The sequence below is a fragment of the Arthrobacter sp. MMS24-T111 genome, from assembly GCF_054888995.1.
On the sequence record NZ_JBTZRO010000001.1, the window covers coordinates 1,561,479 to 1,584,348 of the forward strand.

General features: G+C 67.1%; 22 protein-coding genes, 2 pseudogenes and 3 riboswitches. Of the genes and pseudogenes, 15 read left to right on the forward strand and 9 right to left on the reverse strand.

Annotation, left to right across the window (positions count from 1 at the left end; translation table 11 throughout):
• Window positions 1-2: 2 nt before the first annotated feature.
• Window positions 3-2,884, reverse strand: a pseudogene (gene gcvP / locus ACX5I6_RS07245) (aminomethyl-transferring glycine dehydrogenase).
• 158 nt (window positions 2,885-3,042) lie between these two features.
• Window positions 3,043-3,143: riboswitch (glycine riboswitch) on the reverse strand.
• Window positions 3,144-3,434: 291 nt separating this feature from the next.
• Window positions 3,435-3,533: riboswitch (glycine riboswitch) on the forward strand.
• Window positions 3,534-3,629, forward strand: a riboswitch (glycine riboswitch). It begins immediately after the preceding riboswitch.
• 48 nt (window positions 3,630-3,677) lie between these two features.
• Here gcvP and ACX5I6_RS07250 point away from each other — a divergent pair.
• From ACX5I6_RS07250 to ACX5I6_RS07260, 3 genes are all read left to right on the forward strand, one after another.
• Window positions 3,678-5,204, forward strand: a complete 1,527-nt coding sequence (locus ACX5I6_RS07250; RefSeq protein ID WP_461840006.1) for an amino acid permease — start codon at window positions 3,678-3,680, stop codon at window positions 5,202-5,204.
• A gap of 78 nt (window positions 5,205-5,282) precedes the next feature.
• Window positions 5,283-6,086 (forward strand): hypothetical protein, encoded by an 804-nt coding sequence (locus tag ACX5I6_RS07255; protein ID WP_285247467.1) that lies wholly within the window; start codon window positions 5,283-5,285, stop codon window positions 6,084-6,086.
• Entirely contained in the window at window positions 6,070-6,819 is a 750-nt protein-coding gene (locus tag ACX5I6_RS07260; protein WP_461840007.1) for a LamB/YcsF family protein, read from the forward strand. The genes ACX5I6_RS07255 and ACX5I6_RS07260 overlap by 17 nt, the downstream gene beginning before the upstream one ends.
• 151 nt (window positions 6,820-6,970) lie before the next feature.
• On the opposite strand, the gene ACX5I6_RS07265 is transcribed toward ACX5I6_RS07260, so the two are convergent.
• Window positions 6,971-8,332: a DUF445 domain-containing protein gene (locus ACX5I6_RS07265; RefSeq protein WP_461840008.1), complete on the reverse strand. Its 1,362-nt coding sequence runs from the start codon at window positions 8,330-8,332 to the stop codon at window positions 6,971-6,973.
• Window positions 8,333-8,381: 49 nt separating this feature from the next.
• Here ACX5I6_RS07265 and ACX5I6_RS07270 point away from each other — a divergent pair, with 49 nt between their 5' ends.
• The 7 genes from ACX5I6_RS07270 to ACX5I6_RS07300 all read left to right on the forward strand — a co-directional run bounded on the left by ACX5I6_RS07270 (window position 8,382) and on the right by ACX5I6_RS07300 (window position 13,122).
• Entirely contained in the window at window positions 8,382-9,281 is a 900-nt protein-coding gene (locus ACX5I6_RS07270) for a glycerophosphodiester phosphodiesterase (protein WP_461840009.1), read from the forward strand.
• A 7-nt stretch (window positions 9,282-9,288) separates the two neighbouring features.
• Complete coding sequence (locus tag ACX5I6_RS07275; protein WP_461840010.1) at window positions 9,289-10,620, forward strand: CoA transferase; 1,332 nt, start codon at window positions 9,289-9,291, stop codon at window positions 10,618-10,620.
• Between the two features lie 187 nt (window positions 10,621-10,807).
• A complete protein-coding gene (locus tag ACX5I6_RS07280; RefSeq protein WP_461841681.1) occupies window positions 10,808-11,236 on the forward strand; it encodes a DoxX family protein in 429 nt (142 codons plus the stop codon).
• Window positions 11,233-12,021 carry an AzlC family ABC transporter permease gene (locus ACX5I6_RS07285; RefSeq protein WP_461841682.1) on the forward strand — a complete coding sequence of 263 codons (789 nt, stop codon included), beginning with the start codon at window positions 11,233-11,235 and terminating at the stop codon, window positions 12,019-12,021. Before ACX5I6_RS07280 ends, ACX5I6_RS07285 begins: the two co-directional genes overlap by 4 nt.
• Window positions 12,018-12,329: an AzlD domain-containing protein gene (locus tag ACX5I6_RS07290; protein ID WP_461840011.1), complete on the forward strand. Its 312-nt coding sequence runs from the start codon at window positions 12,018-12,020 to the stop codon at window positions 12,327-12,329. Before ACX5I6_RS07285 ends, ACX5I6_RS07290 begins: the two co-directional genes overlap by 4 nt.
• A 107-nt stretch (window positions 12,330-12,436) precedes the next feature.
• Window positions 12,437-12,694, forward strand: coding sequence for a hypothetical protein (locus ACX5I6_RS07295; RefSeq protein WP_461840012.1), 258 nt, complete (start codon window positions 12,437-12,439; stop codon window positions 12,692-12,694).
• Window positions 12,695-12,777: 83 nt separating this feature from the next.
• The gene (locus tag ACX5I6_RS07300) at window positions 12,778-13,122 is read left to right on the forward strand and encodes a hypothetical protein (protein ID WP_461840013.1); all 345 of its coding nucleotides are present in this window, start codon (window positions 12,778-12,780) and stop codon (window positions 13,120-13,122) included.
• Between the two features lie 77 nt (window positions 13,123-13,199).
• On the opposite strand, the gene ACX5I6_RS07305 is transcribed toward ACX5I6_RS07300, so the two are convergent.
• Entirely contained in the window at window positions 13,200-13,424 is a 225-nt protein-coding gene (locus ACX5I6_RS07305) for a hypothetical protein (protein WP_018763039.1), read from the reverse strand.
• Between the two features lie 190 nt (window positions 13,425-13,614).
• Window positions 13,615-14,232, reverse strand: coding sequence for a TetR/AcrR family transcriptional regulator (locus ACX5I6_RS07310; protein ID WP_026264947.1), 618 nt, complete (start codon window positions 14,230-14,232; stop codon window positions 13,615-13,617).
• Window positions 14,233-14,354: 122 nt separating this feature from the next.
• Here ACX5I6_RS07310 and ACX5I6_RS07315 point away from each other — a divergent pair, with 122 nt between their 5' ends.
• The 5 genes and pseudogenes from ACX5I6_RS07315 (at window position 14,355) to ACX5I6_RS07335 (ending at window position 18,720) form a co-directional block, all read left to right on the forward strand.
• Window positions 14,355-14,678, forward strand: coding sequence for a thiamine-binding protein (locus ACX5I6_RS07315; protein ID WP_133831177.1), 324 nt, complete (start codon window positions 14,355-14,357; stop codon window positions 14,676-14,678).
• A gap of 59 nt (window positions 14,679-14,737) precedes the next feature.
• Entirely contained in the window at window positions 14,738-15,430 is a 693-nt protein-coding gene (locus ACX5I6_RS07320; RefSeq protein ID WP_461840014.1) for an O-methyltransferase, read from the forward strand.
• Between the two features lie 41 nt (window positions 15,431-15,471).
• Window positions 15,472-16,565: pseudogene (locus ACX5I6_RS07325) on the forward strand (hypothetical protein).
• Entirely contained in the window at window positions 16,559-17,941 is a 1,383-nt protein-coding gene (locus tag ACX5I6_RS07330; RefSeq protein WP_461840015.1) for a PIG-L family deacetylase, read from the forward strand. The pseudogene ACX5I6_RS07325 and the gene ACX5I6_RS07330 overlap by 7 nt, the downstream one beginning before the upstream one ends.
• 44 nt (window positions 17,942-17,985) lie before the next feature.
• Window positions 17,986-18,720 (forward strand): glycosyltransferase family 2 protein, encoded by a 735-nt coding sequence (locus tag ACX5I6_RS07335; protein ID WP_461840016.1) that lies wholly within the window; start codon window positions 17,986-17,988, stop codon window positions 18,718-18,720.
• Between the two features lie 19 nt (window positions 18,721-18,739).
• Here ACX5I6_RS07335 and ACX5I6_RS07340 read toward each other — a convergent pair whose 3' ends face one another.
• The 5 genes from ACX5I6_RS07340 to ACX5I6_RS07360 all read right to left on the reverse strand — a co-directional run bounded on the left by ACX5I6_RS07340 (window position 18,740) and on the right by ACX5I6_RS07360 (window position 22,681).
• Window positions 18,740-18,997 (reverse strand): hypothetical protein, encoded by a 258-nt coding sequence (locus ACX5I6_RS07340; protein ID WP_018763046.1) that lies wholly within the window; start codon window positions 18,995-18,997, stop codon window positions 18,740-18,742.
• A 318-nt stretch (window positions 18,998-19,315) separates the two neighbouring features.
• The gene (locus ACX5I6_RS07345; protein WP_461840017.1) at window positions 19,316-20,494 is read right to left on the reverse strand and encodes a YihY/virulence factor BrkB family protein; all 1,179 of its coding nucleotides are present in this window, start codon (window positions 20,492-20,494) and stop codon (window positions 19,316-19,318) included.
• Between the two features lie 110 nt (window positions 20,495-20,604).
• Entirely contained in the window at window positions 20,605-21,246 is a 642-nt protein-coding gene (locus tag ACX5I6_RS07350) for a DUF3618 domain-containing protein (RefSeq protein ID WP_461840018.1), read from the reverse strand.
• Window positions 21,243-21,674 carry a phage holin family protein gene (locus ACX5I6_RS07355; RefSeq protein ID WP_461840019.1) on the reverse strand — a complete coding sequence of 144 codons (432 nt, stop codon included), beginning with the start codon at window positions 21,672-21,674 and terminating at the stop codon, window positions 21,243-21,245. Before ACX5I6_RS07355 ends, ACX5I6_RS07350 begins: the two co-directional genes overlap by 4 nt.
• Window positions 21,674-22,681 (reverse strand): hypothetical protein, encoded by a 1,008-nt coding sequence (locus ACX5I6_RS07360; RefSeq protein ID WP_461840020.1) that lies wholly within the window; start codon window positions 22,679-22,681, stop codon window positions 21,674-21,676. The genes ACX5I6_RS07355 and ACX5I6_RS07360 overlap by 1 nt, the downstream gene beginning before the upstream one ends.
• Between the last annotated feature and the right edge of the window lie 189 nt (window positions 22,682-22,870).

The window sequence follows — 22,870 nt, forward strand, 5'->3', positions numbered from 1 at the left end:
AATCAGTCTTCCAATCCGGTGATTGAGCTTGTCGAAGTCTCGAACGCTTCGAGGGGCGGGCAGGAGCAGACCAGGTTCCGGTCGCCGGCGGCGCCGTCGATCCGGCCGACGGGTGGGAAGTACTTGTCCTGGCGGAGCGAGGCAACGGGGAACGCGGCTTGCTCCCGCGGGTAGGCGCGGTCCCAGTCAGAGGAGACGACGGCGGCAGCCGTGTGGGGTGCGTTGCGCACCGGGGATGCCTCCAGGGTGATGTCGCCGTTGGCTACCTGGTCGATTTCCTGGCGGATGGTGATCATGGCTTCGATGAAGCGGTCGATCTCGGCGAGGTCCTCGGACTCGGTGGGTTCCACCATGAGGGTGCCCGCGACGGGGAAGGACAGGGTGGGGGCGTGGAACCCGAAGTCGATCAGCCGTTTGGCCACGTCCTCGGCCGTGACCCCGGTCTTCGCCGTGAGTTCGCGCAGGTCCAGGATGCACTCGTGCGCCACCAGCCCGCCCTCACCGGTGTAGAGGACCGGGAAGTACTCGTTCAGGCGGGACGCGACATAGTTCGCGGCCAGCAGCGCGGACTTGGTGGCCTCGGTCAGGCCTTGCCCGCCCATCAGCTTCACGTACGCCCACGAGATCGGCAGCACCCCGGCCGAACCGAACCTGGACGCCGAAATCGCCACCCCGTGCCCGGGCTCGTGCGCGGCCTTGTTCGCATCGCCGGGCATGAACGGTGCCAGGTGCGCCTTCGCAGCGACCGGGCCCACACCGGGTCCCCCGCCACCGTGCGGGATGCAGAAGGTCTTATGCAGGTTCAGGTGCGAGACGTCCCCGCCGAACCGGCCCGGCTGGGCCAGCCCCACCAGGGCGTTCAGGTTCGCCCCGTCAATGTAGACCTGGCCCCCCGCGGCGTGGACGGCGTCGCAGACCTCCCGGACATCCCCGTCGAACACGCCGTGGGTGGAGGGGTAGGTGATCATGATGGCCGACAGGACATCCTTGTTCGCCTCGATCTTGGCCGTCAGGTCCTCGTGGTCGATCGTCCCGTCAGCGGCGGTGGCCACGACCACGACCTTCATGCCGGCGAGGACGGCGGAGGCGGCGTTGGTGCCGTGCGCCGAGGCCGGGATCAGGCAGACGTTACGCTGCTGCTCACCGCGGGAGTGGTGGTAGCCGCGGATCGCCAGCAGGCCGGCGAGTTCGCCCTGGGAGCCGGCGTTGGGCTGGATGGAGACCTGGTCATACCCGGTGATCTCGGCAAGGTCCGCTTCCAGGCCGGAAATGAGTTCGCGCCAGCCCTCGGTCTGGGTATCCGGGGCGAACGGGTGGATCGAGGCGAACTCCGGCCAGGAAATCGCTTCCATCTCAGCCGTCGCGTTCAACTTCATGGTGCACGAACCCAACGGGATCATGGTCCGGTCCAGGGCCAGGTCACGGTCAGAGAGCTTGCGGATGTAACGCAGCAGCTGGGTTTCAGACCGGTGCGTGTTGAACACCGGATGCTGCAGATAGGCCGAGGTGCGCAAGATGGCGTCGGGCAGTTCGAAACCTTGGGCGTCACCCACCGGACCGGCACCAAAGGCGACGGCGACGGCGGATAGTGTTGCCGCCGTCGTCGTCTCATCGACGGAGACGCCGACGGTGTCCTGGTCAACGAAGCGCAGGTTGATGCCGCGCGCCTCGGCAGCGGTGACCACCTTGGCAGCCTTGCCCGGAACGCGCACCGTCACGGTGTCGAAGAAGGAATCGCTAACCAGTTCGCGGCCCATGGCCCTAAGGGCGGTGGCCAGGACCCTGGCCTTGTGGTGGACGGTCTCGGCAATCGCCTTCAGGCCGTCGGGGCCGTGGTACACGGCATACATGGACGCAACGATGGCCAGCAGCGCCTGGGCCGTGCAGATATTGGACGTGGCCTTCTCGCGGCGGATGTGCTGCTCGCGGGTCTGCAAAGCCAGGCGGTAGGCAGGGGTGCCGGCGTTGTCCTTGGACACTCCTACGATCCTGCCCGGAAGGGTACGTTCCATCCCCTTCCGGACCGCCATGTAGGCGGCGTGCGGCCCCCCAAAGAACAACGGCACGCCAAAACGCTGGGTGGAGCCGACGGCGATGTCCGCGCCCTGCTCACCGGGAGGGGTGATCAGGGCCAGCGCCAGCAGGTCGGCCGCGACCGTGACCAGCGCGCCCCGGTCCTTGGCAGCGGCGATCACGGCGGAGTGGTCCCACACGCGGCCGGACACCCCAGGTTGCTGCAGCACGACGCCGTTGATGGCACCCTCCGGCAGGCCCGTGGACAGGTCCGCGACCTCCACCTCGAAGCCGAGCGCCTCGGCGCGACCCTGCACGATGGCGATGGTCTGCGGCAGGCAGTCGGCGTCGAGCACGGTCCTGCCATCCTTGGCATTCTTGTCCTTATTTGCCCTGCGCATTAGAGCACGGCCTCGGCCACGGCGGTGGCCTCGTCCAGCAACGAGGCGTTGGCCACGGGGAGTGCAGTGAGGTCCTGCACCATGGTCTGGAAGTTCAGCAGTGCCTCGAGCCGGCCCTGCGAGATTTCCGGCTGGTATGGGGTGTAGGCGGTATACCAGGCCGGGGATTCCAGGATGTTGCGGCGGATCACCGGCGGGGTCACGGTGTCGTAGTAGCCCTGGCCGATCATCTGGATGGCGGTCTTGTTCCGGCCGGCGATCCGGCGCAGCTCGGCGAGGACCTCCACCTCACTGAGGGCTTCGGTCAGGTTCAGCGCAGTTTCCTGGCGGATGGACGCAGGGACGGCCACGTCAACCAGGCCATCAAGGCTGTCGTAGCCCACGGCCTTGAGCATGGTGTCGACGTCGGCCTGGCGGCGTGCGCCGATATGGCGGTCAACAAACGATGTTGGATGCGAATGAATCGTCATGAGGAACTCCGGATCTGGCCGGCCAGGGTGGCACGGCGTGGGATGGGTCCCTCCCCGCTCTGTATTGGACCTGAGAGATTCCGCGTTGCCTGCTGGTGGCAGGGGCCGCTTGCACCGTCGGTGAACCCGGCAGAAGCCTGGTTGCTTTCCAGAGTCGCCTCGCCGTGACGGTACATGGGCCTGAGAGATTCCTGGGGAGGATTTGCTCCTACGGCGCCTGTCCGGTGATTCGCCGGGAGGACTCTCCCGTCACAGCTCGAAAGGCTTATTCAAATGTGGGTGATTCGGCTCACAAGGTACCGGGCCGGACCCGTCCATGGCAAATCGGCAGGGTTCGGTGAGGGGCTTGAGTGGGCACGTGACGCCTTCATTCCCCGCTTGTGTCGGGAGGGGTTTGACATTCGATCGTGACGGACACCACACTGAACCCGGGATTGGCGCCGCCGGTGGCTGGCTCAGCGTATCCGGAGCAGTCCACCAGTCGGCGCCTGTCCCGTTGCATGGCCGGCCTCGGCCTAAAAGGCCGGCGGCCCCCAACTGAATACGCCTTCGACCTGCGGCGGGAGAGTCCTGCCGGGTACACCCAGCAGGCGCCGTAGGAGCAAACCCTCCCCAGGAAACTCTCAGGCCCACGTACCGCCGCGGACAGGCAACTCTGGAAAGCAGCCAGGCATGGCCTTGGCTCACCGACGGTGCAAGCGGCTTTGGCCGCGGAAACTCTCAGGTCCACAACAGAGCGGGGAGGAACCAAATCTTTGCGGCCCCAAAAGCCGCTTTATCGATGGAGTTCCTCATGGCGATTCATCCCCCCACGTCCAACAGCGAACCAGCCCGCGGCCAGGGCGCTGGCACGGCAGCCCGCAGCGGGCCTCCCCACCTGGAACGGCAACTCACCAACCGGCATATCCAGCTCATCGCCATTGGTGGCGCGATCGGCACGGGCCTGTTCATGGGTTCCGGCAAGACCATTTCCGCCGCCGGACCTTCCGTGATCTTCGTGTACATGATCATCGGCTTCATGCTTTTCTTCGTCATGCGTGCCATGGGCGAGTTGCTGCTGAGCAACCTGAACTACAAGTCCTTCAGTGATTTCGCCGCCGACCTCCTGGGTCCGTGGGCAGGCTTCTTCACCGGGTGGACATACTGGTTCTGCTGGGTGATCACCGGAATCGCGGACGTCATCGCCATCGCAGGGTACTCGAAGGAACTTTGGCCGGCGCTGCCGCTTTGGATCCCGGGCCTGGCCACGGTGGGCATCCTGCTGCTGCTGAACCTCGCAACGGTCAAGGCCTTCGGCGAGACCGAGTTCTGGTTCGCCCTCATCAAGATCGTCGCCATAGCGGCCCTGTTTATTGTGGGGCTCTTCATGATCTTCACCGGTTTCCAGAGCGACGCGGGCACCGCAAGCTTCACCAACCTGTGGAGCCACGGCGGGTTCTTCCCCAATGAGTTCATGGGCTTCGTGGCCGGATTCCAGATTGCAGTATTCGCCTTCGTGGGCATCGAACTGGTGGGCACCACCGCCGCCGAGGCCAAGAATCCCGAGCGCACGCTGCCCAGGGCCATCAACGCCATCCCCGTCCGCGTTTTGCTCTTCTATGTCGGCGCGCTGGTCATCCTGATGTCAGTCACCCCGTGGACCCAGTTCGCCGCAGGCCACAGCCCCTTCATTGGGATGTTCTCCCTGGCCGGTCTCGGTGCCGCGGCTACAGTGGTCAACCTGGTGGTCCTCACTTCGGCGATGTCCTCTGCGAACTCCGGCATCTACTCCACGTCCCGTATGGTCTTCGGCCTGGCCCAGGAAGGCGACGCCCCCGGTGTCTTCAGCCGGCTCTCCTCACGGAAGGTGCCCAGCAACGCGCTGTTCCTGTCGTGCGTCCTGCTGCTGTCCGGCGTCGTCCTCATGTATGCCGGCCAGGATGTTGGCATGGCTTTTGAAATGGTGACCACCGTGTCTGCGGTCTGCTTCGTCTTCGTCTGGTCGATCATCCTCGCCAGCTACATCTCCTTCCGCCGCCGCCGCCCGCACCTGCATGCGGCCTCGAAGTTCAAAATGCCCGGTGGCATCCCCGCCGTGTGGGTGGTGTACGCGTTCTTCGCCTTCGTCCTCTGGGCCCTGACCACCCAGCCCGATACGCTCGCTGCTCTGCTGGTGACCCCCATCTGGTTCGTCATCCTTGGCGTGGCGTGGGCCATTCTTCGGCGCCGTCCCGCGCACCTGACCCGCTTCGAGGTCTTCCGGGCGGAGCTTCGGGCCGACGAGGCCGCCGGTCGCAGCGGCGAACGCGCGGACGCTGAAGAGCCGGCCCAAAAAGTGTAAGCATGCTTAGTGTTTATCCACTTAGGATGGGATGACACGGCAGCCACGCGCTGCAGGTCGATTTGAATGAAGGTGACCATGGCCCGGCGCAGCAACCCCGCACTCCGTATCGCACAGGAAACCGCCCATAACGCGTTGTTTGACGCCCAGGGCAAGCCCAAGCCCGGCGTCCACAACATGCTCCTGAAAGCGGTGCAGATCCAGCGGCCTTTGGTGGTGGGCTACATCCGGAGGCTCCAAAAGAAGCATCCGCGGGCCACGGCCGCGCAGTTGGCGGACATCGCAGAACGCGACTACCTCCGCGCTGTTGCCGGCGGAGGCGCCCTGGTGGGTGCCACCGCCGTCGTCCCCGGCGTTGGAACCGTGGCGTCGCTGGGACTTTCCGCGGCCGCCACCGTTGGCTTCCTCGAAGCCACAGCCCTTTATGCAACCTCACTGGCTGAACTGCACGGCATCAGGCTGACCAACCCGGAGAAAGCCGGCACCATGGTCATGGCCATCATGCTCGGCGAAGAGGGCACCGCGCTGCTGGGGACCCTCAGCGGCCAGGCAGCCGGCAACAGCGCCGGCAATGCCTGGGGGAGCGTCCTGTCCAAGTCGATGGTGGTGCCGGGATTCGGGAGCGTCCGCAAGCGGATCCAGTCGGCCTTCCTGAAGAATCTCCTGAAGCGGCAGGGCACGGCGTTGTTTGGCCGCGCCCTGCCCTTCGGGATAGGCGCTGTTGTGGGTGGGGCCGGTAACCTCATGATGGGCCGCGCAGTGGCCAGGAACGCCCGCGAGGCTTTTGGGCCGATGCCGGACACCATTCCCGGCGAGCTGACCGCCGCTGCCGCGCCGGACAACCTGACGCTGGAAGGCAACACACTTGGATCTCAACGCTGACGTAGGGCAATCATTCGGCTCCTGGACCGCAGGAGGCGATCCGGCTATGTTCCAGGTGGCCACCAGCGTAAATGTGGCGTGCGGCCTGCACGCCGGTGACCCCATCACCATGTTGGACAGCTGCAGGGCCGCCTACGAACTGGATGTCACCGTCGGGGCCCACCTCGGCTACCGCGATCTGGCCGGCTACGGCCGCCGCTCGCTGGATATGAGTTTTGATGAGCTGTTCGGCGACGTGCTGTACCAGCTGGGGGCGCTCGACGGCGTCGCGCATGCGGTGGGTGCCTCCGTTGACTACGTGAAGGCGCATGGTGCGCTGTACGACACCACTGTCCGCGAGGCCGAGCAGGCCTCCGCCGTGGTGGCGGCCATCAACGCCTACGATCCCGGCCTGCCCATCCTGGGCCTCCCCGGCTCGGAGCTGCTGAAGCAGGCCAAGGAAGCGGGGCACCCGGTGTTCGTCGAGGCCTTCGCCGACCGTGCCTACCGCGCCGATGGCAGCCCGGTGCCGCTTTCCGAGGACGATGCCGTCCTGTACGACGTCGATGCGGTTGTGGAACGGGCCGTCCGCCTGGCCACGCGAGGCGAAGTGGCGGCCGTGGACGGAACTGTCATTGCGGTCCGGCCGGACTCCCTGTGCATTCACGGTGGGACACCTGAAGCCGTGGAGATGGCGGTCCGGATCAGGGCAGGACTTGAGGCAGCAGGCGTCCAGTTCGAGCCGTTCGCGTAAGTCTTCGACCCAGGTATTTGGTGGCGCGGCCCAAAGGCATTGGCGCACCCCAAATATCCGGAGCGCAAAGGAATATGCGCTGCGTGGAGGACGGGTCGCGTCGAGATCGGATGTGCGCCGCACAGAAAACTGTTCGTGGTGGACCGATCAATTAGCCAAAGATGAGTTGCGCCACCGTGAAGATCGCAAGCCCCGCCAAGGAACCAACCACCGTGCCGTTGATGCGGATGAACTGCAGGTCCTTGCCCACCTGCAGTTCGATCTTCTGCGAGGTCTCCTCGGCATCCCAGCGGGCCACCGTGTCCGTGATGACCCCGGCGATGTCCGAGCGGTAAGTCTTCACCAAGTAGGCCGCGGCGTCCCCGATCCAGGCGTTGACCTTCCCCGCCAGTTCGGGGTCGCCCACCAGCCTGGTCCCGAAATCCCGCACAGCTGCCTTGAACTTGATGGTGAGTTCGCTGTCGGGATCGTCCACGGCACCGAGCAGCGCATTCTTGACGGTGCCCCACGTGCGGGACGCGAGTTCGCGCACCTCGGGATCACCCAGGACCTGGGCCTTGATGTCCTCGGCCCGGGCAATCATGGCCGGGTCGTGCTGAAGGTCCTGCGCGAGGTCGTTCAGGCACTTGTCGATCGACTGCCGCACCTGGTGGTTGGGGTCGGCCTGGACCGCCCGGACGAACTTCAAGATCTCGACGTACACCTTGTCGCCCACCAGCCCGTCCACGAACTGCGGCACCCAGGTGGGGGAGCGGTCGGACACCAGGCGGCTGACCGTCTCGTGGTTGTCGTCCACCCAGTCCGCGGCGCGGTCCACCATCAGGTCCACCAGCGTGTGGTGGTGCCCGTCATGGAAGATCCGCTCGGCGAGCCTGCCCACCGGCGGCCCCCACGGCGGGGTGAGCAGGTGCTTGCGCACCATGCCCTCGATGACGGCCTGGACGTCGTCGTCATTCAAAACCTTGAAGGCGCCGCGGATCACGGCGGCGCCTTCCTTGGCCACCCGCTCCGCACCGCCCGGCGCGGCCAGCCACTGGCCGGCACGGCCGGCGATGTTGACGCTGGCCAGCTTGTCCTGGACCACCTGTTCGGACAGGAAATTCGTCTCGACGAACTCGCCCAGGGAGGCGCCGATCTGGTCTTTCCGGCGGGGAATGATCGCGGTGTGCGGAATCTTGATGCCCATGGGGTACTTGAACAGGGCCGTGACGGCGAACCAGTCGGCGAGTGCGCCCACCATGCCGCCCTCGGCCGCCGCGCGCACGTACTGCAGCCACGGGTAGTCCTTCTGGAGGGCAAACGCGAAGACGAAGATCACGGCCATGGCAATGAGCAGGCTCAGCGCCAGCAGCTTCATCTTCCGCAGCGCTGCCGCTTTTTCGGCGTCACCGGCACCAGGATCACGAGCGACGACGGCGCCCGCCACCCGGGTGCCCTGAGGCACCTGCCGCGTCGCCTCCGCTGGTGCATCCTGCGCGGCGTGCCCGGTAGTTGCCTCAGAGTTCACCTGCATGTGCCAAGCCTAGCCCCGAAGGCGGAAGCCGGTCCGCTACCGTGTGAGCATGACAACTGACGAGTCTGTGCCGCAACGGCCGTTGGTCTACGCCCACCGGGGCTCCAGCGGCACCTACGCTGAACATACCCGCGCCGCCTACCTGCAGGCCCTGACTGACGGGGCCGACGGGGTGGAGTGCGATGTCCACCTGACCCGGGACCAGCACGTGGTACTGCTCCACGACGCCAACCTGGACCGGACCTCTGACGGCACGGGGCCGGTGGGGGACCGGACACTGCACGAACTGCGGCAGCTGGACTTTTCGTCCTGGAAGGGGGCGCGTATCCCCGAAGCCTACGGCGCCCGTTCCGAGCAGTTCCTGACCCTTCCGGAGCTCCTGGACATCCTTCGCGGTGCGGGGCGACCCGTGGGCCTGGCCATTGAGCTCAAGCATCCAAGCCCTTACCAGCTCAAGCTGGAGGACCGGGTACTGGAAGTGCTCCGCAGCGAAGGCTGGGATCCGGAAAGCTCCACGCTGGACAACGTGGCCGTGACCTTCATGAGTTTCAGCCCCGATTCCGTCCGCCACCTCCTGGAATCCGTCCCGCCCCGGTACATTTGCCAGCTCGTGGACGATCTCACCGTCCACGAGATACGCGGCGGACTGGGCGTGGGTCCGATTACCGGCGGAGCGATCGCCAACCTGATGAAGGCCACCCAACTCGAGGGCGAACAAATCCTGGACGACTGCCTGGTGGGCATGGCGGGTCCCGGCATCGACTACGTCCGCGAACGCCGGGACACCGTCCGCCGCTGGCTGGACTCCGGCCGGCGCTTCAGGGTCTGGACGGTCGACGCTCCCGAGGATGTTGACCTGTGCCAGGACCTGGGCATCCAGGAGATCACCACCAATGTGCCGGCCCGGGTCCTGGGCCAGCTCCGCGTGGCGTCACCGCAGGCGAAGTAGAACGGCCGTGGCGGAGGGCGGCGTCGACGGATCCTTCCCGCGCAGGTGGTGGGCCGGTCCGCTGGACGTGGAGGGCCTGGCCCTGCACTCGGTGGGGGCAGCGGCGGACGCGCTGAACCGGTACACGGGTGACGCGGGCCGGTTCAGCACCACCGCTGCCATGACGGCGGCAGCCTTCGACTCCTTCGGGCACTTGCAGATCGACGGGCGCCAGCTGCAGGGCTTCGCGCCGCTGTCGGGCTTCCGGCGCACCGCGGACGGCTGGATCCGGCTGCACGCCAACTACCCGCACCATGAGCAGCGGCTGCTGCAGGCGCTGGGGGCGTCCTCCGCCGATGCCGCGGACCAGGCACTCCGCGGCATGCCGTCGCTGCAGGCCGAAGCTGCCATTCAAGGCAACGGCGGTATCGCCGCGGCGGTCAGGACCCGCAGCGAATGGCTGGCGACGGAGATGGGCCGGGCCGCCGGCCAGGGACCCTGGGTCGCGGTGGAGTTTGCCGCGGGCGGGACGGCCGGCCTGGGCCTGGGTGACTTCGCGGCAACAACCCCGGGTCGTCGGCACACTGGTGGCCGGCCCTTGGACGGCATCCGTGTCCTGGACCTGACCAGGGTCATCGCAGGGCCCGTCGCTACCCGTTTGCTGGCCGCGCTCGGAGCGGATGTCCTCCGGATCGACCCGCCGGCTTTCCCCGAGATCGCGGACCAGTTCGTGGACACGGCGTTCGGCAAGCGCAGTGCGGAAGCCGATCTTGGTCTCCCGGCGAACCAGCACAGCCTGCGGCAGCTGCTGGCCGGTGCGGATGTAGTGGTCACCGGCTACCGGCACGCCGCCCTGGACCGTTTTGGGCTCAACCCCCGTGAACTGCTGGCGGAACACCCGGGCCTGGTGGTGGTTACCCTCAACAGTTGGGGCAGGACCGGGCCCTGGAGCGGCCTGCGCGGCTTCGACAGCATTGTCCAGGCCGCCTGCGGGATTGCCCACGCGTACGGGAAGAACGACGACGACGGGTGGCGCCCGGGTGCCCTTCCGGTCCAGGCTCTGGACCACGCCACGGGGTACGGCGTGGTGGCGGCAGTGATCCACCTGCTCGACAGCCGCAGGCAGGCGGGGGCGGGTGGCGCCGCGCACCTGTCACTGGCCCGGACGGCGGAGGAACTGTTTGCGTTGCCGGACACCGAGGCAGGCCGCGGGGAGCTGGCAGCACCGGAGTACCGCACCATGGACAGCCCCTACGGCGTGCTCCGCTACGTTGGGCCGCCGCTGCTTTCCGGGGGGCGGCCCCTGGACTATCCGTCTCCGCCCCCGGCCTACGGCAGCTCCACGCTGACCTGGGCCTGAAGGAAAGGCCCCGCGTCGCCTCTTTTCCGCCCCGCCGCGGCCGGCCCAGCCGGGTTTCGAGCGCCGGCTCCTGCTGTGGTTGAGTGGTTCCATGTCTTTTCCCCGGTCCGGCCCCGCTGCCCAGGACCTGCCCTTGAACGTCCCGCCGTTGCACGGCCGTCCGCTCCAAGGCTTGTCCGCCGCGGCCATGGGCGCCCTCCTGCTGGCCAGCGCCGGAAAGCATTTCCGGGACCCTGGTTTCTTCCGTGACGTTGTTCCGGAATACCTCTGCCGAGTGGACCCGCAACCCGGCCTGTCCCGGGTGCCCCAGCACCCGCTGGCGCTCCTTTCCCGGGACGAATGGATCGCGGTAAGCGGGCTGCTGGAACTGGCTGCCGCCGTCGGCATCCTCCTCCCGCCCACCCGGAAGCTGACTGCCACCGCCCTCACCGGGATGTTCACCGCATTCCTGGCAGGGCACGTCGACGCCCTGGTGCGGGCGTACGGTCCGGAGGGCTCACCCCGCCGCCGGAAGATCCACTCGCTGCGGCTCCCGCTGCAGGCGCCACTGATCCTGTGGGCCTGGAGCCTGCGAAAGCCGGCCTCGCCAAGGTGCCCGCCGGGACGCCGGCCGTGAAACTGACGGGCTCGCCGGCGGTGAAGGTGGGAATCTCCATCAGCATCGCCACCGGCCTGTATGGAATCTCCTTTGGGGCGTTGTCAGTGACCTCCGGCCTCAACCTGTGGCAGACCATGGCGCTGAGCCTGCTCCTGTTCAGCGGCGGCTCGCAGTTCGCGTTCATCGGTGTTGTGGCCGGAGGAGGCTCGGGTATCGCGGCCATGAGCGCCGCCACCTTGTTGGGCATGCGCAACGGCATCTACGGCATGCAGTTGAACGCGCTGCTGAGGCCCAGTGGCTGGCGCAAGTACGTGGGGGCGCAGCTGACCATCGACGAGTCCACCGCCACCAGCACCGGACAGACGGATCCGGCCGAGCAGCGCCGCGGATTCTGGACCGCCGGGATTGGCATTTATGTGCTGTGGAACGTCTTCACGCTCGTCGGCGCGCTGGCCGGGAGCGGACTGGGCGATCCCAAACAGTGGGGACTCGATGGCGCCGCCGTGGCAGCGTTCCTCGCGCTGCTCTGGCCGCGGCTCAAAGGCCGGGAGCCCGTTGCGATCGCGGTGGCGTGCGCCGTAGCCACCGTGAGTGCCGTGCCGTTCGTGCCGCCAGGGGTCCCTATCCTGGTGGCAGCTGTGGTGGCGGCGCTGGCGGGATGGCTGAGCCACGGCCGGCGTGACGAAGGACTTGAACCGGACATCGAGCCATACGGGCACCCCGCCGGCCGCCATGCGCGCGGGAGTGCACCGAATGCGGGGGCGGAGCGCGGCGACACCACAGGCCCGGCGGCAGCCCCATGAGCCTGTGGATCTGGGTGTTGATCGCGTGCGTCCTTGCCTACGCGTGGAAACTGGTGGGGTATTTCGTTCCTGCCAAGCTCCTGGCGGACCCGCGGGCTTCGCGTATTGCCGGCACCATGACCATCGGGCTGCTCGCCTCGCTGACCGTGGTCAACGCCGTGGCATCCGGGCAGGCGCTGGCGGCCGACGCACGGCTGGGTGCGCTGGCGGCGGCCGCGGTGGCCTTGGCGTTCCGCGCGCCTTTCCTGGTGGTGGTTATCGCCGGGGCAGGAACGGCGGCGCTGCTGAGGTTGCTGGGCTGGAACTGACCACCACCATCCACGGAGTGATATAGATCACGCCCTGTGCGGTTTGCCGGTTGTACTATGAAATCGGCTTATGCAGCTGGCCACGGCATTCGCGATGAACGGCACCCATGGAAAACAAGCTGCAGGTGGCAAGGGACGTGGCGGGCGGTCGCCCGCACAAAAATGCTCGACGCCGGGCAGGACTTCCCGAGAAACGGTTCTTCAAGCGCTTTGCGGGCTTGTCGGACGTGCCGCCGGAGGACCTCGAAATCCTGTCGCAGCGGTTCCAGGCGGCACTCGACGTGGACCCGTCGTCGTCCGCCCCTGCCTTGCAAGCCCTGGTGCGCCGGGAGCTCCGCAAACGGGCTGAGGGCGGCAGGGCCTAACGCCCCCAGCATTCCGGGTGCCGCGTATGGTGCACTGGAACAGAGGCGGCCCTCATGGGCGCCGCCACAAAGGAGGAACCGAAATGGACGAACAGTCACGGCCCGCCGGGCCGGAAGACAGCCAGGGCACCGAAGACGCCGGGAAGAACAGGCCGGACGATTACTCCGCCGGGAGTTCGGCAGCGGAGCAGCCCGCGAAGCAGCGATCCGCCTATCTCGATCCCCGCGGCTCGGAAGGAACCCGGGAATTGCGGGACACCGCCAGGCGGCGCCGGGATGCGGAAGAAAAGCTGCAGCAGCACCTGATGGAAGCGAAGGAACACATTCCCAACGAGTTCCACGAACACCACCCGCATGCCCACGACACCGAACCGGGCCGGCCCGAGGGCAAAGGCGATGCTGCAGAAAAGGCCCCGGAAGAATCCTGACTGCCGTGCCCGGCATCGAACAGGGGCGGGTTGTATTTCCGTGCTGTCCGGGATGAGCCCCGGGCGGGGCTCGCTGGCTAAGCCAGTCTTTGGCTGGCTCCATCGGGCGAAGCGGCCCTGCGGCAGCTTTCCTCGACTGCCATCTCGTACCACGCCTCGGCGCCGAACTCGGGCTCGGGCGTATCAAGGTTCTGGTAGAGGGCGTCCAGCAGCTCCGCGAGTTCCGCAGGCTCCAGGGCCGGGAGGACTTCCTCGGGCCCACGGGGGTCCGTGAGGTAGCGGACAAGGTGTGAACTGTTCATTGCAGTGCTGCCATTGCGCGGCGGAAGGGCGCAAAATTGCTCATGGGTCGCCTCCAGCTGAAATTCCCGCGGCTGGCTGCTTAACCTCTCCAGATTCTATGGCACTGGACAAGGCCCCCACAATGACCCCGCACCGAAGTGGACCCGGCACGGCGGCTCCGCGCCGGATGGCCAGTGGGCCAGCGCTGGTTCAGGCTGTGGGGGCCGGGACAGGCACGTGCGCGGGAAGCGGACGCGCCGGCCGGTCGGCGCGGATGGCATCCTCCACCAGCGCCAGGGGCCGCCGCCACGCATCGGAGCCGGGCTCCATGGTGTCCACCACGCCGATCAGCATGGCAAGCAGCCGGAACATGTCGGTCATGGAAATGTCGGCACGCAGCGTGCCCTGTCCTTGTCCCCGGACCAGCAGCACACTGATGGACTCCATGAGCGAACCGGTGATCCCGGTGAGGAGTTCCCGCCGCCCGGCGACGGCGCACAGCAGGTTGGCGTCGGCGCTGGCGGCCGCCATCAGTGCTTCGAGTACGCGCAGCAGCCCGGCTGTGGCGTCGATATCGGCAAGGGCGCCGTCCATGACGGGGTCCACGGTAAGGCGGAGTTGCCGGTTGAGGGCGGCGAGGACCAGTTCTTCCTTGTCCGCGAAGTTCCGGAACAGGGTCGCCGGGCCCACCCCGGCAGTTGTTGCGATGGTTTGGAGCGGCACTTCGGGGCCGAATTCCCGGAAACACTGGCGCGCCGCCGTGATGATCTTGTCCACGTTCCGCGCTGCGTCCGCACGGAGGGGCTTTCGGGCGACTGCGAGGCTCATGGCCAAAAGGTTAGCAACGGAGGCTCGGGCCAGCATGGTTACCGCACGGTAGGCGCTTATGTGACGGCCGCTGCCGGTGGTCCGGCCTGCGGCGGGCAGGATCCGCGTGGGACACTGGGGGCATGTTGCTTGCATTTTCCGTGGCTCCCTCAGGTGTTCCCAGCGAGGGCGCCAGGCCCGACGACGCATCAGTGCACGACGCCGTTGCCGCCGCGGTAAAGATCGTCCGGGAATCGGGGCTGCCCAACCGGACGGATTCCATGTTCACCACCATCGAGGGTGAATGGGACGAGGTGTTCGACGTCGTCAAGCGTGCCACCGAGGCCGTTGGACGTTACGGCAGCCGCGTGTCGCTGGTGATCAAGGCTGATATCCGGCCCGGCTACTCGGGCGAACTTACAGCGAAAGTGGACCGCCTGGAAGGCGCGCTGGCCCAGGAATCCTGAGCCGGCGGGAGGGCCGGACGCATCTGGACCCCCACGGCGCCCCGTGCCAAACTGTGCCCATGTTCGAGCACAAGCCCCGGCCGGAGTGGATAGCCACCGAAGAGTTCCTGTCCCGAACCGTGGTGCATCCGGACGCGGCCCTCCAGCAGGCCATCCGGGCGGCGGCGGACGCCGGGATGCCCGCCATCGAGGTGGCACCCAACGCCGGGAAGCTGCTGAAGCTGCTGGTCCAGATGTCAGGGGCCCGCCGCATCCTGGAAATCGGAACGCTGGCCGGCTACAGCACCATCTGGCTGGGCCGGGGCCTTCCGCCCAGTGGCACGCTGGTCACATGCGAATACCTGCCCCAGCACGCCGAGGTGGCGTGGGCGAACATTGACGCCGCCGGCCTGGGGGAGAAGGTGGAGATCCGGCTCGGGCCGGCGCTCGACACCCTTGCAGCCCTCGAGGAAGAAGACCGGGAACCGTTCGATTTCATCTTCATTGACGCCGACAAGCAGAACAACAGCCGCTACCTTGAGTGGGCCGTCAGGCTGGGCAAGTCGGGTGCAACCGTGGTGCTGGACAACACCATTTGGGAGGGGGCAGTCCTGGACCCGGGCATGGATCCGGTCAATGCGCCCGGAATCATTGACGCCCTCACGCTTCTGGGCAATCATCCGCGCCTGGACGCCACCGTGATCCAGACCGTGGGCACCAAAGGCTGGGACGGATTCGCCCTTGCCCGCATCCTCCCGCCAAATAGTAAGTAAGCTGTGTAGATGCGTCCGGGGGCCGGACGCTCACAGCGACGATGGAGGAACGTTTGCCAGCGGAAACCACTCCTGTCCTCCTTGGCTCCACTGCCGCCGGCATCTCCCCGTGGAGCCCAATCCTCCGCGCAGTTCCGGACGCTGCGGGCGACGTCACTGCCCTGCTGGCCATTGCCGTGGAAGCGGGCGAAACCTGGCCGCGTCCCGGTGCAGGCCGGACGCTGCTCTTGTGGGAAGCTTGGCCTCCGTCGCCGCCATCGACGTGGCGGCAGCCCGGGTATTTGAGCCGCATTTGGACGCCATTGCCATTCTTTCCCAGGCCGCCGGCACGGCTACCGCTGACCAGCCGGCCGGGGACGGCGTCGGAGCGTCATGGGGCGTCTTCGCGGCGGAGGCCCCCGGCGTCAGCCTGCAGGCCAGGCGCGACGGCGGCACGGTGGTCCTGGACGGGGCCAAACCGTGGTGCTCCTTGGCTGCAAGCCTGGACCGTGCCGTCATCACCGCCCACACGGACGACGGCGGCAGGGCGGCTTTCGCCGTCGACCTCCACAACGCCGGGGTCCGGTGCGAAGAGCCCGCCTGGGTGGCGCGCGGCCTCCGGGAAATCCCCAGCGGAACCGTGCATTTCGACCAGGTTCCGGCAGTGGCCCTGGGCGGAACCGGTTGGTATCACAGCCGCCCCGGCTTCGCGTGGGGAGGCATGGGCGTGGCCGCCTGCTGGTTGGGCGGTGCGGTGGGCGTGGCCCGCGATTTCCGCGCCGGCCTGCTGGCCGGCGCCGACGCAGGGAGGGAACCGGACCAAGTGGCGTTCGCCGCCCTCGGCGAGGTGGACCGCACCCTCACTGCCGCCATGCAATACCTTGCCCGCACCGCGGCACGCATCGACGACGGCAGCCTGGGCGCCGCCGGCCAAAGTACCTGGAGCGAAGCCCAGCGTGTCCGCGGAACCGTCGCGGCCGCCGTCGAACGCGTCCTGCACCTGGTGCTTTCCAACCGGGGCCCCGGCCCACTCGCCTTCGACGAACGCTATGCCAAACGGACGGCGGACCTGGGACTGTACGTGCGCCAGCACCACGGGGCGCGGGACGACGCCCAGCTGGGCCGCCTCACGCTCAAGGGAGACTGCCCGTGGTGATTTTCTCGCACGCGGACCAAGGCACCGCCGAATCAGCCTGGGCCGGAAGCGAACTGGCGGTCGCGCCGGAACTGCCGCTCGGCCCCGCTGAACTCGCTGCGCTGCGCTTCGTGGTCCTGGCCGCCCATCCTGACGACGAGACCCTCGGCGCGGGCGGACTCATGGCGCGGCTGGCCGCGCTGGGCGCGCAAGTGGAAGTCCTCCTGTGCACGGCGGGGGAGGGATCCCACCCGGATTCGCCCACCACATCACCCGAGGAGTTGGCGCAGGCCCGGTTGGCGGAATTCGCCGCGGCACTGTCCGTCCTGGGAATGCGGGACCGGTGGCGCTTCCTCGGTTTACCGGACCGCGGCCTCGGCTCCCACGCGGACGCCATCGCCGCCGCCGTCAGGGATGCAGCGGCACGGCTGCCCGGGCGGCCCGACCAGCTGGTCCTGGTTGCGCCCTACCGTTCCGACGGCCACTCCGACCACGACGCCCTCGGTGCCGTGGCGGCGGAAACCGCCAGGAAGGACGGCTACGCACTGCTGGAGTACCCCATCTGGTACTGGCACTGGGCCACGCCCGGGGACCAGCACTGGCGGTCATGGGTCCGGTTCCCGCTGGACGGCGCGTCCGGCGCGGCCAAGGAACGTGCCATGGCCGCCCACGCCACCCAAGTCATGCCGCTGTCCCCGGCCCCGGGGGACGAAACCCTGCTGAGCCCCGAGTTCCTGGGCCATTTCGCCCGCAACTACGAAGTGTTTGCCTGGACACCGCCCAGGGACGCGTCCGGCCCGGGGCACTCCAGCCAGGATGCCGAGGAGGTTTTCGACGCCGTCCACAACGGCTCCGCCGACCCCTGGAATTACGCCTCGAACTGGTATGAGCGGCGCAAGCGGGCGATCACCCTCGCGGCCCTCCCGGATGAGACCTATGAGCGCGGCCTGGAAGTGGGCTGCTCCATCGGTACCCTCACGGAGGACCTCGCGGGCCGCTGCCGCAGCCTGCTGGCCGTTGATGCCAGTGGGACCGCGGTTCGCCGAGCCACGCAACGGCTTGACGGCAACCACGGGGTCCGCGTCGAGCAGCGAGTGGTCCCCGGCTCCTGGCCCGGCGGAACATTCGACCTGCTGGTGGTGTCCGAGGTCGGCTACTACCTGGCCCCCGGCGAGCTCGCTGACCTGTGGGACCGGGTGGAGGCCTCACTGGAACCGGGCGGGGTCCTGGTCCTGTGCCACTGGCGGCACCCGATCGACGGCTGGCAGCTCGACGGCGACACCGTCCACGCGCTCGCCCGCCAACGGTTGCGCTGGCCAACCACGGGGCTGTACCGGGAGCGCGACTTCGTCCTGGAAGTCCTGGTATGCCCGGCCCGCGGGACGGGCGTGGCATGACGCTGGCGGCCTCGGGGGGACCAGCCGCAGGGTTTCGGCACGGCATGGGGGCAACGCGGATCGACAAAGTGGCCGTCGTGATCCCGGCGCACAACGAGGAACAGGCCCTGGAGCGGGCGCTCACTTCAGCCGGCACCGCCGCGGACCGGCTGGCCGTGGACAGTCCCGGAACTGAGGCGGAGGTTGTTATTGTCCTCGACGCCTGCACGGACCGGTCGCTGGAGATAGCCGCCGGCTTCGCAGCCCGTGACCTCCGCTTCCGCGTCCTGCCCGTCGGTTTCCACAGTGTGGGAAAGAGCCGCCGGGCAGGTTGCGGGGCGGTGCTGGAAAGCCTGGGCGGTACCGGCGCGGCGGGTATTCCGGCACGTCGCCTGTGGTTGGCCAACACCGACGCCGATTCACAGGTACCGGAAGACTGGCTGCTCCGGCAGCTGGAACTGGCAGCCGCCGGAGCCGACCTTGTCCTTGGCTCCGTGGAGCCCGATGCCCATGGGACACACCACGAGCTGTTGGCCCGCTGGCACGCCCGGCATGCCTTGGCCGAGGACCACCCGCACGTCCATGGGGCCAACCTGGGTGTCCGCGCTTCGGCCTATCTTGCGGCCGGAGGCTTCCCTGGGATTGACCGCGACGAAGACAGGATCCTGGTGGAGCGGCTTCGCGCGGGCGGGGCAGCAATCGTTTCCACTGACACCACGCGCGTCCTTACCTCCGGGCGGACCAGCGGCCGCGCGCCCGGCGGGTTCGCCGCTTACCTCCTGGCGCTGGCACAACCCTGACGGCGCGTGCGTCCGGCGGTCACACGAGGTCCGGAGCGCTCGCCACGATGTAGTCCGCCGCCGCCGGTCCGGTCATGGAAAGGTTGTTGCTGTCGGGATCGATGCCTGCCTGCTGCAACGCCTCCCACAGGGAGGACGGGGTGTGGGGCTCGGCCTTATTCAGGAGGCACCAGCTGGTGTAAAGGCCATAGAGCTCGTCCCGTCCAAGGCCCAGTCCGGGCTCCCTGTCCGGGACAACTGCCTCGGCTAGGAACTGGTCAAAATGTGTAGCAGTCATGTTCGCTCATTTGGTTGGAGCTTGTATCCGCCGTCTGCTTCAGCGGCCACGCCGGTTCCCAAAAGGCCCCGGCAAGGTATTCACGAAACTATTGCAGGAGGCGCGGCTTGTCCAGTCACGCCGAAAGGGGGCAGGCCCCTGGGGGGGCCGACGGCGACTGGGGGGACTGGCCTCGGTCTCAGAAGAGGCCATCTCACCGCCGGCCCCGCTTCACCCCGGACCCCACAGCCCGGGAAACTTCGACAGGACCTTCACCATGAATTTTCCTCTTTCTCGAAGGTCCTGCCTAGTCCCTTCCTCCCTGGCCGGCCCGGACCGTTACATGTTGCTGCCCGGCCGGCCCCCGCCGTCGGACTCTCCCTCTTCGGCGCGGGCCCGGACCTTCTCGCGAACCTTGTCCCGGTGCCGTTCGCCACGGTTCTGCACGTCATTGCCCTCCTGGCCGTGCTTCTCCCGGAGTTCCCGGCCGTGCTTGATGTCTTCCTCGATCTGCTGCTGCAGTTTTTCGCTCTTTTTGGTGTCCCGGGGCGGCAACTGAATGGTTTCCTCGGCCTTGATGCCGGCCTGGAGTTCGCGGCCGCGCTCCACTTCGGCGTCGAATTCGGCTCCGAACAACAAGGACATGTTCAGGATCCACAGCCAGAGCAGCGCGACGATGACACCGCCAATGGCGCCGTAGGTCTTGTTGTAGCTGTTGGAGTACGCCACGTAGAAGCCGAAGGCCAGCGAAGCCAGCAGGAACACCACCAGGGCGATGGCCGAACCCATGCTCATCCACCGGAATTTCGGCTGTTTCACGTTTGGTGTGGCGTAGTAGAGGATGGCGATCGCCACGGTGATCAGCACCAGCATGACCGGCCACTTGGCGATGTTCCACACCGTCAGGAAGGCGCCTCCAAGCCCGATCAGGTTCCCGACGGATTCTGCCACAGGGCCGCTCAGCACGAGCATCGCCGCGATGACGACGACGATCAGCAGGTTCACGACGGTGACGCCGAGCATGGTGCCCCGCAGCTTCACGAAGGCACGGCCTTCATCGACTTCGTAGACACGGTTCATGGCCCTGCCGAAGGCACCGACGTAGCCGGACGCGGACCAGAGTGCCGTGAGGAGGCCCAGGACAAGGGTGAAGCCGGCGGCCGAGGAACTCGCGAGGTCCTGGACCACCGGCCGGATCGTCTCCACGGTCTGCCCGGGGGCGAAACCTTGGACGATATCCAGCAGGGCGGAGGTGGTCTTTTGCGGGTCGCCGAAGATTCCCAGGAGGGATACCAGCGCCAGCAGCGCCGGAAAGATCGAAAGTACGGAGTAGTAGGTCAGGGCCGCTGCCAGGTCCGGGCACTGGTCTTTGCTGAATTCCCGCAACGTCTTCCTGGCGATGTACTTCCAGGAGGGCTTCTCCAAGTCCCGGGGGCTCCCGGGTTTTCGCGAATCGTTCGGATCGGGGGCCTGGCCCGCCTTCGCGGTACTGGTCTCGGACGTGTTGTGAGTGGCCATTGAGGGAGTCCTCTCGATCTTGGGGCTAAGACGACAGGCCGACCCCGCGGGTGGCGGTGCCGGCCTGTCGTCTTAGGTGTTGCCTTTAGGGAGCCGCGGTAAGCGGAGCGTCAGCTGCTTTGGACGGTGTCCTTCGCATCTGCGGCACGGTCTTTGACGTCGTCGGCTGCGTGCTGGCCCTCAGCTTTGACGTTCTGGGCGGCGTCGGTTGCCGTGGCCTTGACGTTTTCCATGGCTTCCTGTGCCGGCTCCTTGAGGTCTTGGGCCATGTTTTTAGCGGCGTCAGTAAGTTCGGCGGCCAGTGGTTGGGCTGCCGTCTTGAGCTGATCGGCCGCTTCCCGCTCTTTCTGGCTTGGAGGAATCAGCGACGAGACCAGGAGTCCGGCCCCGAACGCGATGAGGCCTGCAGCCAGCGGGTTGCCAGCGGTCTTTGACTTCACCTGGCCCGGGGTTTGGGAGACGGCGTGGCCGGCATCGGAAAGCTTCGCCGAGACGGTGTCGCCAGCCTGGTGCAGGCTGTCCGCCGCGGAGTGCGCGCCGGCGCCCGCGTTGTTGTGGACGTTGGTGGTGGCGGTGTCTGCTGCACCCATGATTTTCTCCTTCATCCCGGTGGCCGCATCCTTGAGCTTGTCGGTCTGCCGGTGGACGATGTTGGACGGCGTGACTTTGTCGGCCACGGCGTCCACGTTTGTTCCCAGGCGTGCCCGGGTGGCTTCGATGTCTGCGCGGATGACGTCAGGGTTTTCGCTCATCGGTTTACCTCACCTGGTTTAAGGGTTGGGGGTATCTCAGAAAGGGTTTCGCCGGTCTGGGGCATGCCCTTGATTTGCTTCAGTTCCTTGCGGCCCATGGAGGCCAGGACAGCTGCAATGATGGCCCAGACCACGGCAGTGATCAGGGCGGACCAGCCCAGCGGCATGACGGCGCCGAGGGCGAACATCAGGGCCAAGGAAAGGAAAAGCAGGACAAAGTGTCCGCCAATCCCGGCGCCGGCCAGCATGCCGGATCCTTTTCCTGCGCGGGTGGCGGTCTGTTTCAGTTCAGCCTTGGCCAGATCGACTTCCTGGCGCATCAGGGTGGACAAGTCCCGGGTTACGTCGCCGAGCAACTCCCCGAGGGAGGCGTTGTCCGCTTTCACGTGCGCTGCGCTTGGCGGCGGCTCAGGTATGAAGCTGCTCATCAGAGTCCGCCAGCCTGGCCGCCCCTGGAGCGGTCCCGGGTCAAGAGGTCATCCGCCATTGGGTCATCGGCCAATTCGCGGTCGCGCAGGGCGTCATCGGAAACCTGGTTTCCGGACCACGGTTCCTCCACCAATTGCGGGCTGTCGAGGCCGCTGGCAGTCGATATGGACTCGGGGTAGCTGCTGCCCGGCGCGCCGCCGTCGTATCCGGCCGTGGTGGTGGCCGGACCGGGCAGCTGGACTGGCGGCGGAGGCACTACTCCACCGGCGGCCGGCGGCTGGCCGTATTGGTCCGGGGATGCCGTGCCTGCGTGCTGGCCGGAAAGGCCGGTGGTACCTGCGGGTGACTCCGGGGCACCCGCTGTGAGGCCCCTGGTGAGGCGTCCGGCGAGGACGCCGGCTCCGGCGGCGAGGAGCAGGAACGTGCCGGGCCGGTTGCGGGCGAACCGCTGGACCTCGTTCAGGAGGTCTCCGGGTTCCCGGTTCTCCAACCAAGTGGCGATCGAGGATGTCCGCTCGGCCGCCTGCCGGACCAGGTCGCTGGCCATGCCTTGCTGGTCCGGGGCGCTGGCCATGCTGTGCAGCTGGCCGGAAATGTTGCGGATGCCTTCCGCAGCCTTCTGCTGCTGCGTTGCGGCCTCGCTCGTGAGGCCTGACTTGGCCTGGTACAACAGGTCCTGCGCGTTGGACTTTGCCTCCGAGGCCACGTTGGCTGCCTCTTCCTTGGCAGTCTGTGCCACGTTCTGTGCGGAACCCGCTGCTGTCCTGGCTACGCCTGCCGCCTCGTCCTTGGCAGCTTCGGTGCGTGAGGACGCAGAACCGGTGCCGGCACTCTCCGGCATGGTCCGGGTTTGTTCGTAATCGGCGGGTGCGTACCCGTTTCCGCTCTCAGCGCCATAGCTGGCTGCCGGAGACGGAAAGGTTGCGGGCCGGCGCTCGCCGGGGATTCCTGTATGGGCCTGAGGAGCCGTGTTTGCGGTGTCCTCGGGCCATTGGTTCTCCGTCATCTTCGCTCTTCCTTTCAGAAAGAAGGCTGGTTGCTGATCAAGAACCAGCGGTACTGGCCGTAAAATAGTAAGCATGTTTACTAATGAAAGGTAAGTACCCTTGCTAATTGGGTTCTAACCGTTCGAGTAAAAATGTCAGCCGGAATGGCTCTGGCCTGCCCGGTCACAACGAAGTGGGAAGTGGTGGGA